Source organism: Paraburkholderia lycopersici (genome assembly GCF_900096975.1).
GTDB lineage: Bacteria > Pseudomonadota > Gammaproteobacteria > Burkholderiales > Burkholderiaceae > Paraburkholderia > Paraburkholderia lycopersici.
On sequence record NZ_FMYQ01000007.1, the window covers coordinates 42,216 to 55,292 of the forward strand.

The 13,077-nt window shown below is 61.5% G+C and carries 9 protein-coding genes; 4 read left to right on the forward strand and 5 right to left on the reverse strand.

The window, feature by feature from the left end; translation table 11 throughout:
• Window positions 1-9 precede the first annotated feature (9 nt).
• On the reverse strand, window positions 10-1,341 hold the full coding sequence (locus tag BLU17_RS09935; RefSeq protein WP_091996558.1) for a Rieske 2Fe-2S domain-containing protein: 1,332 nt from the start codon (window positions 1,339-1,341) through the stop codon (window positions 10-12).
• A 289-nt stretch (window positions 1,342-1,630) separates the two neighbouring features.
• Here BLU17_RS09935 and BLU17_RS09940 point away from each other — a divergent pair, with 289 nt between their 5' ends.
• Window positions 1,631-3,091, forward strand: coding sequence for a methyl-accepting chemotaxis protein (locus BLU17_RS09940; RefSeq protein ID WP_245746790.1), 1,461 nt, complete (start codon window positions 1,631-1,633; stop codon window positions 3,089-3,091).
• Window positions 3,092-3,220: 129 nt separating this feature from the next.
• Here BLU17_RS09940 and BLU17_RS09945 read toward each other — a convergent pair whose 3' ends face one another.
• Window positions 3,221-4,396, reverse strand: coding sequence for a porin (locus BLU17_RS09945; RefSeq protein ID WP_245746791.1), 1,176 nt, complete (start codon window positions 4,394-4,396; stop codon window positions 3,221-3,223).
• A gap of 476 nt (window positions 4,397-4,872) precedes the next feature.
• Between BLU17_RS09945 and BLU17_RS09950 the strand changes: the two genes are divergently transcribed.
• Window positions 4,873-6,021: a branched-chain amino acid ABC transporter substrate-binding protein gene (locus BLU17_RS09950; RefSeq protein ID WP_091996560.1), complete on the forward strand. Its 1,149-nt coding sequence runs from the start codon at window positions 4,873-4,875 to the stop codon at window positions 6,019-6,021.
• A 348-nt stretch (window positions 6,022-6,369) separates the two neighbouring features.
• Entirely contained in the window at window positions 6,370-8,145 is a 1,776-nt protein-coding gene (locus BLU17_RS09955) for a SulP family inorganic anion transporter (protein ID WP_091996561.1), read from the forward strand.
• Between the two features lie 46 nt (window positions 8,146-8,191).
• Here BLU17_RS09955 and BLU17_RS09960 read toward each other — a convergent pair whose 3' ends face one another.
• Together BLU17_RS09960 and BLU17_RS34520 are read right to left on the reverse strand one after the other, a co-directional pair.
• Entirely contained in the window at window positions 8,192-9,211 is a 1,020-nt protein-coding gene (locus tag BLU17_RS09960) for an alcohol dehydrogenase (protein ID WP_091996562.1), read from the reverse strand.
• A 1,004-nt stretch (window positions 9,212-10,215) separates the two neighbouring features.
• On the reverse strand, window positions 10,216-10,539 hold the full coding sequence (locus BLU17_RS34520; protein ID WP_091996563.1) for a helix-turn-helix domain-containing protein: 324 nt from the start codon (window positions 10,537-10,539) through the stop codon (window positions 10,216-10,218).
• Between the two features lie 322 nt (window positions 10,540-10,861).
• Between BLU17_RS34520 and BLU17_RS32270 the strand changes: the two genes are divergently transcribed.
• Window positions 10,862-11,461, forward strand: a complete 600-nt coding sequence (locus BLU17_RS32270) for an HAD domain-containing protein (protein WP_143189207.1) — start codon at window positions 10,862-10,864, stop codon at window positions 11,459-11,461.
• Window positions 11,462-11,555: 94 nt separating this feature from the next.
• On the opposite strand, the gene BLU17_RS33075 is transcribed toward BLU17_RS32270, so the two are convergent.
• A complete protein-coding gene (locus tag BLU17_RS33075; RefSeq protein WP_176928996.1) occupies window positions 11,556-11,711 on the reverse strand; it encodes a hypothetical protein in 156 nt (51 codons plus the stop codon).
• Window positions 11,712-13,077 lie beyond the last annotated feature (1,366 nt).

Sequence of the window (13,077 nt, forward strand, 5' to 3'; positions counted from 1 at the left end):
GGGCCTCCCTTATTGTCCGACCTGATAGTCCGTTGCCAGCGCGTGCGGCTGGTCGGCCGGTTCCGGGTTCTTCTTGCTGACGTAACGCGCGGCATACGTGCGCCAGTCGATTTCCTTCGGCACGACAGCCTGGTACGAGCACACGTCCTGGGCAATCGCCTTCGCGCCGGTGCCAATTGCTTCGCCATCCTGCTCGAATTCGGCGAGCGCGTCGAGCATGCGGCGCCGGAATTCGACGATCGCGAGATCGCTTGCGCCGAGACGCTCGTCCGAGCGGTTCGCAATCGGGCCCATCGTGACCCACATCGCGATGTCCTGGTTCGGGAAGCCCGAGATGCCCGTGAAATTGCCGGCCTTCATCGCCTGGCGGTCCTGCCAGAAGCGGTTGTCGTGATTGCGCAGCGGACGATAGTACGCGTCGAGATCGACACCGACCTGCTGACGCAGGAACTTGCGCCAGGTTTCGTTTTCCGGCGTCGTCTCCGGATCGCCCCAGGCGACGAAGTAGAACGCCGTGTTCGTATCGTCCATCGGCACGTTGATGTTCGCGACGTTGTAGAGATTGTTAGGCGGAATCAGCACCGTGGCGGGCGCCACGAACACCGTCGAGCGCACGTAGTCGTGCGTGCCGGCGTTGAAGATCGGGCGGCGCAGCGCGGCGTAACGGAAGCCGTAGTCGGTGCGCTCGACCTGCAGGCGCGGGGCCTTGTCGGTGGACGGGCGCAGCCAGTTCTTGCCGGTCGCCTCGGCGCCGCCGACGCGCGCCGGCACGAAGTCCGACGAATGCAGGCTCGAGCTGTGCGCGGAATCGATCGCGCCTTCGAGAATCTGCGCCCAGTTGCACGGCAGCAGCGCCTTCGCGATGCTTACCCGGGTGTCGGCGGTCGGCGCCCAAGCTGGCGGCACGAACGCGGGGACGGCGTCTTGCGGGCCCATGTACGCCCACACCAAGCCGCCCCATTCCTGCACCGGATAGGCCTTGTGCTTGACCTTGTCGGTCATGCAGCTCGATGCCGGCTCGGACACCATTTCGAGCACGTTGCCCGCGACGTCGAACTTCCAGCCGTGATACAGGCAGCGCAAGCCGGCATCTTCGTTGCGGCCGTAGACGAGCGACGCGCGACGGTGCGGGCAGTACTCGTCCAGCACGCCGACGCGGCCTTCCGAGTCCCGGAATACGACGAGGTCCTCGCCAAATACGCGCGCTTTTACCGGCGCGCCATCGGGCTCGCTCACTTCCTCGATCAGGCAGACGGGGGTCCAGTGGCGGCGCATCAACTGCCCCATCGGGGCATCGCCTTCGACGCGGCACAGCAGTTCATTTTCTTGGTGGGTCAGCATGTTTGTCTCCCGGCGAGAGGTCGCCTTCATTACAGGTGTCGCTCAACTATATTAGATATCTAGTTAAATTGGCAAGGACCTTTCAGGATGTCCGGGAAAGTACGGATGCCGGAAGTGCTATCCGCGAAAATATTAGATCCCTAATATAAAGAAACGGAATTCGTCGCCGATAGATGCGGTAAGTAAAAAAATAGAGATCTAATGTATGAGACGAATCACTTTTTTTCAGAGGCTCTGGATCCCGCTTGCGATTTCCCTGGTATGCATCGCGGCGATTGCGGCGTTCGGCGTGTTTCAGGACAAACGGGACGGCATTGCGGAGCGGGAGCGCACACTGCGCGAGATTGCCGATATCGCCGGGACCACGGTGTCGCGTTATCAGCAGCTCGTCGCCTCCGGCCAGTTGAGGCCCGAGGACGGCAAGCGCGAGGCGCTGGCTGCGCTTCGTGCGATGCGCTTCGGCAGCGACGGCTACGTTGTCGTCATCGATCCGGAGATGCATGCGGTGATGAATCCCTCGAAACCGGAAACCGAGGGCAAGTTCCTCGGTGACTACACCGACGCGAAAGGGGCGTACGTCTATCGTCAAATGACGGCGGTCGCGAACGGCAGTGGCGGGGGCTTCGTCGACTACTACACGCACCGGCCCGGTGAAACCGACCAGGTCAGAAAGCGCAGCTTTGTCATACGCTCATCGGCATGGAACTGGATATTCGTTACCGGAGAGTACGTGGACGATATCGATTCCGCGTTCTGGCGCTCCGTGTATGAAGCGCTGGCTTTTGTCGCGGCAATCAGCATTGTGCTCGGTGTCATGGTCTTTCTCGTCAACCGCTCCTTGATTCGCGCTCTCGGTGGTTCTCCCGAGTACGCGAAGACCGTCGTACGGGCAACGGCGAGCGGCGACCTGTCCTGTCCGATTGACTCCCGTGCCGCCGAGGACAGCCTGGTCGGGCAAATCCGCGTGATGCAAACGCACTTGCGCGCGGCTGTTTCGGAGATCTTGCGCGGCGCCACGACTATCACGCTGGCGATGGAGGAGGTTGCGACCGGAAACGTGGATCTGTCGCAACGAACGGAAGAACAGGCGGCGGCGCTCCAGCAGACCGCCGCGAGTCTCGCGCAGTTCAAGTCGGCTGTCGCCGATAACTCGGCGAACGCAACGACCGCTTCGCGCCGCGCCGCGGACGCGCTGAATTCAGCCCGGCAAGGTTATGAAGCGGTTAGCGCGGTGGGCGGGGCAATGGACAACATCGCGGCCAGCTCCGCGGAGGTCAACAGCATCCTGGGCATGATCCAGAGCGTGTCCTTCCAGACCAATATCCTTGCGCTGAACGCGGCTGTCGAGGCGGCGCGCGCCCAGGAGCACGGGCGCGGCTTTGCCGTCGTGGCGTCGGAAGTGCGGGCGCTTGCGCAACGGTCATCTACCGCGTCGCGGGACATCGAAACGCTGATCGGCACGTCCGATGGGCACGTCCGGCAGGGCGCGAAACAGGCGGGCGTGGCGGGCGAGCGCGTCGAAGAGATACTCGATACCGTTCGACAGGTCGATGGCGTGTTGCGGGAGATCGCGTCCGCGTCCGAGGAGCAGCGCAACGGCGTCGAAGAGTTGTCGCGCGCGTTGTCGCAGATCGACGACGTCACGCAACACAACGCAGCCCTCGTGGAGGAATCCGCTGCGGCGACCGAAGCGGTGCGAGATCAGGCCAGGAAGCTTCTGGAAAGCGTTTCGAGTTTCAGGCTGGCATAGGAGCACAGGCCGGGCGATTGATCGCGTAGTTCGCGCCCTGGGTCAAATGATGGGGTGACTCGCTTCAATCTCGCCGGACCGCACGGTCCTCATGTCGAGGACCGTGCGGGGACAACGAAGCCGCGTGTCCTAGAAGCCGTGAATCACAGCAATGCGATACACCATCTGGTTTTGCCCCGATGAGACATCCGCCGAGCCGGGAATGTTCGCGTAGTCGAACTGGGTGCCCGTGTTCGCGGACACGGCTCGCTGGTACGCGCCTTCGAGATACAGCGACGTGCGCGCCGAAACATCGTAGTTGAGCTTCAGGCTCAATTGATGCCACTTCGGATTGTAGCTGCCGGTACTCGCGCTCAGGCGGGCCTGCGTGTACGTATAAGCGCCGCCGAGATAGAGCGCCGGCGTGAAGTGGTACAGCGCGCTGACTTCGAAGTTGTCGAACTTCCACGCATGCCATACGCCGCCCACCGGCTGCGTGTTCCCGCCATCAGCGGTGAAGTAGGCGTTGGCGGTCGGATCATAGATGTCCACGTGCGAATACGCGAAGCCCAGCAGCCAGTTGGAAAACGTGTAGTTCACGCCCACGCCGATATTCTGCTGCGATTTCGCGTTGAACGTATTGTCGGTGGTGACGGCGCCCGACGAATTCGCGCCCGCGCTCGTTGCATTGCTCGCGTTGTTCAGCTTCAGGTACGAAGCGGCCAGAGAGAGGCCGCCATTGACATATTGCGCGGCGAAGCCATAGAGGCGGTTATTGGAAAAGCCGCCTGCCTCGTTACTGAAGCCGTACATCGCCTCGCCGGTGAACCCGCGATAAGTGGGCGACACGTATTTGACCGAGTTGTTCACCCGAAACGAGTAGTCGGTGTTGTCGTTGTCGTAGGGGTGCGCGAAGATGTAGCCGGTCCAGTTGCCGTTGGCCGTCATCGGCGAGAACATGTCCACGCTCGGATCGTACTGGCGGCCCAGCGTGAGCGTGCCGAAGCGATCGGATGAAAGACCGACCCAGGCCTGGCGGCCGAACTCGCGGCCTCCTTGCCCGTTCTGCCCCGTGTTCACGTCGAAGCCATTCTCGAGCTGGAATTGCGCGTGCACGCCACCACCGAGATCTTCCGTGCCCTTCAAGCCCCAGCGGCTACCGTAGTCGTAGCCGCTTTCGAGTTGCCACGCCGAGTTCCCCCGCGCATTGCTCGTGAAATCGAGCCCGTCTTCGATCTTCCCATAGAGCGTGACGCTGCTCTGCGCATAGGCCGCGCTGCTGCCGATCAGTGTCACGAGCAGGCATCCCCCCAGCTTTACGTTCAATTCTGTTCTCCCGTAGATGCAAATTCGCGGCGTTTCGCCGCTCCCGTTTCGCTTATGCAACTCGCCGGTCGAGCCGGGAGCCGATAAGCGTGTTGTCTTGCACGGCGAGTTTCAAACACCGAAAATTTGCGACTAAGTCCCTTTTCCGTAACGCACTCTTCCTGACCCGAGCGGAATCGGCGCTGCGGGGGCGCCCCCCGACAGCCGGGGCGCAAAGCGCAGCCGCGTTCGAACCGCTGTGCAGAAATGCGCATGAAAATCGTCGGAAACGGTCAAGACGGACCCTTATTGGCTTCCTATAGTCGCCTTCAGTATTCGCCCCGGCGCATCTCATTCGGAGCGGTTCGATCGAGACCACGCCTTGACAAGGAGCCCCACACGCAGTCGATTCGAACAAGCGCCGTGCACCGGCTGCCCTGCAAAGCCGGCACGTACGCCATAGCAGTGAACTCATGCTTGCCGACAAAGGAAACCCCATGCGTTTTGCGAAGACTCTCGCCCCCGGCGCCGTTGCAGTTGGAGCCCTTCTCGCTGCCGCGCCGCTCGTTTCTCGTGCGGATACCGTCGTGAAGATCGGCTTTGCCGCGCCGCTCAGCGGTCCTAACGCCAGTTACGGCAAAGACCTGGAAAGCGGCGTCAAGATGGCCCTTGACGACGCCAAGGCGCAAGGCGTCAAGATCAACGGTCAGCCCGTCTCGTTCGAACTCGTCGCCGAAGACGATCAGGCCGATCCGCGCGTCGGTGTGCAAGTCGCGCAAAAACTCGTGGACGAAGGCGTGGCGGTCGTGGTCGGCCACTTCAACTCGGGCACCACGATCCCCGCTTCCGATCTCTATGAAAAGGCGGGCCTGCCCGACATCGATCCGGCCGCCACCAACCCGGTCATCAGCGGCCGCGGCTTCAAGAACGTCTTCATGGTGATTTCGAGCGACGCGCAAAACGCGGGCACCGCGGGCGCCTATGCGGTCACGACGACCAAGGCCAGGCGCATCGCCGTGATCGACGACCGCACGGCGTTCGGCCAGGGCGAAGCCGACGAGTTCGTCAAGGCGGTCAAGGCGCATGGCGGTGACGTCATCGATCGCGAATACACGTCGAACCAGGCGACCGACTTCAAGACGCAGCTCACGACCATCAAGAGCAAGAACCCCGATCTGATTTTCGTGGGCGCGCTCAATCCGCAGGCCGCCGGCATCATGAAGCAGATGAGCCAGCTCGGCATCAAGGCGCAGTACGTGGGCGGCGGCGGGGTGCGCGATATCGACTTCATCAAGCTCGCGGGCGATGTGTCCGAAGGCGCGATGGCGTGGGAATACGGCCGCCCGCTCGACAGCACGCCGGTAGGCGCGAAGTTCGCCGAGCGCTTCAAGCAGAAGTTCGGCGAAGACGTGCTCTCGTACGCGCCGTTCGGCTACGATGCGGCGTGGGCCGCCATCAAGGCGATGCAGGCGGCCAATTCCACGAAGCCCGACGACTATCGCGCGAAGCTGCAAAGCATCAGCTTTGACGGCATTACCGGCCATATCGAGTACAACGCGAACGGGTCGCTCAAGAACGGCTCATCCACCGTTTACCAGGTGAAGAACGGCCAGTGGGTGACGGTCAAGACGGTAAGCGGCCTTTGATCGCTGGCGGCTTCCGGGCATATGCCGGACGTGCTCGCGCCGCGTGCGTCGCGGGGCTGGGGCCGCGGTACTCGCAACTTGCGCAGTCAGGGTAGCGGCCGGTTATGCGCGGAAGGCCGCCGCTGCTTTCCCCTGTTCCAGTCACTATCGAGCCAGTCCGGGATTTCGCCGATGCAACGAAGTGCGACGATTGGCAATCGTACGCAGCCTTTACCCGCGCCCGGTTCGTTGGCATCCTGTCTAAAAACGATAACTTCCCGCTCGCAGTTCACATGAACTATTCTTTTTATCGCCGCCTGTCGGCTCCACGATCCCGGCGCCAGCATTCTCACGACGAATAACAGGCCCATGGAAACGGAAAGACCCGTCTCCCCTCCCGCACGACGGCCCGCAAGCGCGAATGCAAGCCGGGCATGGCTGCGCTGGCTGCCGGGCATCACCGCGCTCAAGACCTATCAAGGCGCCTGGCTGCTCAACGATCTGGCGGCGGGGCTGGTGCTGACCACCATGCTCGTGCCGGTCGGCATTGCGTATGCGGCGGCGTCCGGCGTGCCTGGCGTCTACGGCCTTTACGCCACGATCGTTCCGCTGCTGGCTTACGCCGTTTTCGGGCCCAGCCGCATTCTCGTGCTCGGCCCCGATTCCGCGCTCGCCGCGCCCATTCTCGCCGTCGTGATGGAGGTGGCGGGCGGCGATCCCGCGCGCGCCATCGGCGTGGCGAGCATGATGGCGCTCGTTTCCGGTTTTGTCTGCGTCGTCATGGGACTGTTGCGCCTCGGCTTCATCACGGAGCTGCTGTCCAAGCCCATTCGATACGGCTATATGAACGGCATTGCGCTGGCAGTGCTCATCAGCCAGTTGCCGAAGCTCTTCGCGATCTCCATCGACGAGCGGGGGCCGCTCAGGGACCTGCTGAGCCTGGGCCGGGCCGTCGCGCGCGGCGAAGCCAACGCGTACAGCTTTGCCGTTGGCGCGGGAAGTCTCGTGCTGATCCTGCTGCTCAAGCGCTTCGACAAGGTGCCCGGCATATTGATCGCGGTGGTCGCGGCCACGCTTTCGGTCAGTTTCTTCCACCTCGATGGCCTCGGCGTGAAAGTGCTTGGCACGATTCCCCAGGGCTTGCCGGCGCCTTCGCTGCCGTGGGTCGCCGACGCCGACCTCGTCAAGATCGGCCTTGGCGGCGCGGCGGTCGCGTTGATCGCCTTCGCCGATACGAGCGTGCTTTCGCGAACCTACGCCGCGCGCTTTCGTGCGCGCGTCGACCCCAATCAGGAGATGGTGGGCCTCGGCGTCGCCAATCTCGCGGCCGGCCTGTTTCAGGGCTTTCCGGTCAGCAGCAGTGCATCGCGCACGCCGGTTGCCGAAGCCGCGGGCGCGCGCACGCAGCTCACCGGCGTGGTGGGCGCGCTCGCGGTGGCGGCGCTGCTTCTTTTCGCGCCGAATCTGCTGCGCTACCTGCCCAACAGCGCGCTCGCGGCCGTGGTCATCGCGGCCGCGCTCGGGCTGTTCGAAATCGCGGACCTCAAGCGCATCTACCGCATTCAGCAGTGGGAGTTCTGGCTTTCGATCGGATGCTTCGTGGCCGTAGCGGTTTTCGGGGCGATTCCGGGCATCGGCCTTGCCGTGGTGATCGCCGTGATCGAATTCCTCTGGGACGGCTGGCGGCCGCATTTCGCGGTGCTCGGCCGCGTGCAGGGTGTGCGCGGCTATCACGATATCGAACGTTATCCGCAGGCGGTGCGCACGCCGGGGCTCGTGCTCTTTCGCTGGGATGCGCCGCTGTTCTTCGCGAACGCCGAGCAGTTTTCGCAGCGCCTGATGGAGGCGGTGGCGGCGTCGCCTACGCCGGTGCGCCGCGTCGTGGTGGCGGCGGAGCCCGTGACGAGCGTCGATGTGACGTCCGCCGACATGCTGCGCGAGCTGACGCAGGCGTTGAGCGAGCGCGGCATCGCGCTGCATTTCGCGGAGATGAAGGACCCGGTTCGCGACAAGCTCAAGCGCTTCGGGCTGCTCGAACTCATCGGGCCCGACCGCTTCGATCCGACCGTAAGCAGTGCCGTCGATCGCTATGTCGACGAAACCGGCCTCGCGAAGGACGAAGCCGGTCCGCCAGAGGAGCGGTAGCGCATGGATCGAGCGCGTCGGGCGCCGCCTCGGGTCATGCCGACGATCAGGCGCCAGGCTTGAGCACGACGCGAAAGCGCGCCTTGCCGCTCATCATCCGCTCGTAGGCCGCTGCCGCCTGCGAAAGCGGATATTCCTCGATCATCGGCTTCACGCCCGAGAGCGCGCTGAATGCCAGCGTGTCCTGCGAATCCGCCGCGGTGCCCGACGGCCAGCCCTGCACCGAATGGCGGCCCATGATGAACTGCGTGATCGGCACTTCCACGGGCTCCTCGGACACGCCGACCATGATGAGCTTGCCGTTCAGGCCGAGGCCGCCCAGCGCCGCGCTCATGGCCTTGCCGCTCGTGGCCGTGGCGAGTATCACGCGCGCGCCGCCCAGCGCGAGCAAGGCCTCGGCGACGTTCTGCGAAGCGCTGTCGATGTAATGATGCGCGCCGAGCTGCTTCGCGAGCGGCGCCTTGTCCTGCCCGCGCGCGATGGCCACGGTGACGAAGCCCATCTTTCGCGCGTATTGCACGCCGAGATGACCCAGTCCGCCGACGCCGAGTATCGCCACGACGTCGCCTGCGCGCGCGCCGCTGTGGCGCAGCGCGTTGAACGTGGTGATGCCCGCGCACAGCAGCGGCGCGGCGTCGACGTCGGAGAGGTCGTCGGGCATGCGCGCGAGCGCTTCCTGGGGCGCCACCATGTATTCGGCATAGCCGCCGTCGTAGCTGATGCCGGGAATCCGGCCATTTTTGCAGAGCACGAAGTCGCCGTGCCGGCAGTGCTCGCAATGACCGCAGTGGCCGCCGTGCCAGCCCACGCCGACGCGCTGCCCGATGCGCCACTCGTCGACGCGCGCGCCGAGCTTTTCGATCACGCCCGCGATCTCGTGACCGGGCACGCGCGGAAACTGCAGGCCGGGCCAATGGCCTTCCTTCGTGAGCGAATCGCTATGGCAGATCCCGCAGGCCTGCACCTTGACGAGGATATGTCCTTCGGGCGGCTCAGGCACATCGCGCTCGACCAGCTCGAGAGGGCCGCCCGGTTTCGCTACCTGCACTACGTGCATCGTTGGCATCGTCTGCTCCTTGGAAGGGGAGTCGCCGTGCGGCACGCCGCACGCGCAAGAACGGTACAGTGTTCCCGCGGCCATCGCCGTGGGAACGCGCGACCACCGCCACATTGTAGGACGCGGATCCGTGCGTTTCCCGCGCCGCTCCCGAAGCGGCTTCGCGCGGCTCCCCGAAATTTTTCGCGCCGATGTCACACGCGGCGCGCGCTGTCTCGTCATGTCATGGCAACCCCACCGAAAGGAGATGAAACCATGACAGTAGTACCCCGATGTTGCCTACCAATGGACGGCATCTAATGCATTGTTTTAACGGTATTTTTTCGTTTCGAGGAATGTCCATGCATCAAGCACTAAATGACGTCAATTCGGGGCGCGCATGTCCATACCTCGTTGCGAGTAGCCGAATCCAGCCGAAGAAACCGTCGTGGAGCATTGCCCGAATCGTTGGCAATTTGAACTGGGCCAAGCGGGCGATACAAAGGCGGCGCCAATACGCGCCATGACATCTGCACCAAACGTTGCGAACTGAGCGCTTGGTGGGACGCGCCAGGTTTGAGCGTGTGCTACTTCCGAGCCGCTAGTAGGTCGGCGGCGCACAGGCTTCTCCTTTGTTCAGGGGAGTTGTGCACACGGGAAAGCAGCATTGCGTCTCGTGGACCACGGAGAAGCCAGTAAAACCGTTCGAAAACAAACCCGGCCGCCGGCGCGACTTCAATGTTTAAGGTCGTGTGCTACACAGTGCATGACATCAACAGAAGCCCCGTCGCATTGCACATACCTCGACGAGCATGAACTGGCCCAAGTCTTGGGCCTAACTGCTGCCACAATCCGCCTGCGCGCGAGGTGGCGACCGTGGCTCCTTCCGCAGCGTGCTCTCTTGTACGACCACGAGCTGCTTCGTTGGCGTCAGGACGTCATTGACAATTGGCTACTTAGTCGGAGTTGAAGGTAAGGAAGCGCCGGGAGGTCTGGGAAGCATGCATTTACGCTCCCAGTTCAAATTGCGTTTGCTACTTCGCTTTCCTGTGACGTCTCGCCTCTACTGTCTCAGTTTGAGCTTTTAAGGGCCGCCCCGCCTTTAGGTTTGTCACTTCGCCCGGCGAGATGAAAAAGAGCTCTGCTAGTTCAACTTTCAGCGTATTCGCAAGAAGTGTCAGGGTGTCCACGGTTGCATTCGCGACCTCGCGCTCGATTTGACTTACAAACGTTCGATGCAGCCCACATAGGTCGGCAAATCGCTCTTGCGAGAGGCCTTGTGCCTTTCGAATGCGCTTTAGGTTTGCCGACAAGAGGTGTCGTGCAGATTTCTGTTGGTCAGTGAAGTCGTCGGCCATAGCGGAAGCATCGCCTACCAGGCCCTAAATTTCCACAGACTAACAATCCACAGACTAACAATCCACAGCCTATACATCTCGTATTTATTCGACTAAACTTGAGACATGCCTAGGGAGCGGGTGCGGTTGCACCGAAGACGAAGCCGGTGCGCCGAGCTCCGTTACCGACACGTAACGCTTCTACTGTGGGAGCGTTGAGCTAGCAGACGACGGAGAATGTCTTGTGGACGGGCTTGGCATGAGGGTCGTCCACCGCGGCTAGCACGTTGGCCTACGACTTCTGTGCGGACGATTTCTTTTCAATTCCGTCGTCGGAGCGACTGTGGTCTATGTTTTTTTCTGTATGAATGGTGAGCTGGGGCCATTGCGCGACTACCCGTCGCCGACGACGCGAGAAGGCTGCGTTCCGGCCAAACGCCACCTTGCGGTCGATGTTTCGCAGCTGGCAGAAACACTTGCCGGCTATCCCGGTGCAGTTGTTGTAATCGGGAACAGCTGGCCTCTTTACTACGATGTGAAACGTATGCGTGAAGCCTGCGGTGAACTGGGGATGCGAATTGTCAACGCAGTGAACACATTTGGTGGGACACGGGAGCAGGCTGTACTTGATTTCATGGAGAACCGCACCGAATCGTTCGTCATCCTGGCGTCTGCCGAGTTCGAATTCTCCGACCTTACGTCATCACGGCGCGTGAATGTTAATCCCGAAGCCGGCATCGACGAGGCGGTTCGTAGAGTCCTCGTGAAGCAGCTTCGCGAATTCGGAGCACTTGCCACTCGCCCGGTGTCTGACGATGAAATGTTGCGCGCGACAGTGGCGGGCCACGCTTTACGACGTGCTAAACGATTCATCTCGCAAATGCGAGCACGCAATGATATGCAGTTCCAACGGAGACTTCGTTCGCTTGTTGGGCAAATCTGAAGAGGTGGCGAGAAGGATTGTTGCACAACTGAGCCTATTACGCTTAGGACTGCTATGGGAAACCTTGGAAACTGATGCATTCGCTGACATGAGTTCACACGGCCATTCCATCGAGCCCGGAGAGACTGACGACGAATCGAACGTGTTGGTGACTCTTCTTGCGCTGGGTCAGCACGCAATAGAGGCTGGCGACTACTGTGACATAAGTGATTTCCTTGCCGAGATGGCTGAGGAAAACCACCGTTAACATGGTGAAACCTTCCGCTGTACCGAAAGCGCGCGGAGGAGACCTTGAGAGTCTCTGAACTTATAGCAAAACTGGTGACGGCCGACCCAGACAGTGTTGTTCTCTTTCTCGACTCATGTGCTGACGTAGAAGAGTCGGACGAGATTTGCGAAGTCCTGGTGAGTGCGAGCTTGTGGACACACGAGAAGGGTGTTCGCCATGGTGAAAGCTATGAAAAGCGATATCCATATGGCCCCCGGTTATCCGACGGGGCGGGTCATGAGGTAATCAGTCAGTCAGTCGAGCGTGTTGTCGTATTGTCAAGCGGGCCAACGAATCTCCGATACGTTACGCCATTCCAGTCAAACAAGCGTTAGCAGGTGCTCATCGACCGTGCGCTAGACAGTCACCGTTGGGCGCAGGCGTTCGGTCGTAACGCACCATCACGATTGGTCCGCAAGTGGAGCAGCGAAAATCCGATTCGGTCCAGTGAAGGTAGTCGTGCCCAGCGTAAAAGACGAGGATTTTTGGTGGTTTCCAAATACCGTATCAGCAATGCCTCTATCTATCCGGCGAGTCCGTGTTGTAGGGCGACGTAAGAAGGTTGTACGTTCAACGAAATGCTGTGGCTGCTGCTTTCGCGGGGCGGACAAGTGCTGGACTATGTTGCTCGACGTTCCCTATGGAATTGGCTAGCCATCGACGACTGAGTCGTCCGATTCGAGTTCTGCCGTGACCGACTCGGGTGTTGTCAAACAGAGGTCGCATAGGCGACCCTGCAGTCATCGAACTGTCTCGCCGGCGTTTGCGATTATCCTTCCGAGAAGCACCCATACATGACACCAGAGGATAAACCGGACGAGCTCGAAGAACTCTCGCTTGACGCCGCCGCGCGGCTATTGGGCGTTCCGCGCATAGTCGTCAGGAAGCTTGTCGAGGACAACGTGCTCCCGAGTCGCATCGTCAAGACAGGTTGCCGACGATTACGACGGATACCGACGGTGGCCGTACGGGCGCATCGAGAGAAAATGCGCGCAATACACAATGCGGGACTGCGCCGACTCATGGACATCGGGGCGTGCGGGCCTCTTCGACGCAGTGAATGAGGACCTCCCGAAGCACATGTAGTCTGAGGGAGAGAAGGAATCAAGAGTGGTTGCTTTATCTCCGCTTACTAGAAAGGCCGCGCGGGCTGGTGAAAAAGTGCGGTGCCGCCCGGGGACCCGGGTCCCACCTGGAGTGGGAGTTCTTTAGTTACAGATAGAGAGTCCAGCACTACGGCGACCAGCGTTTGCTGGTCGCCGGCCTCATTCGCATCTTACGCACAGCAACACTAACGTGTGCGGCCGGACAGGATGACTATGCCTACCTTCAACGATGAAAGAGTTCA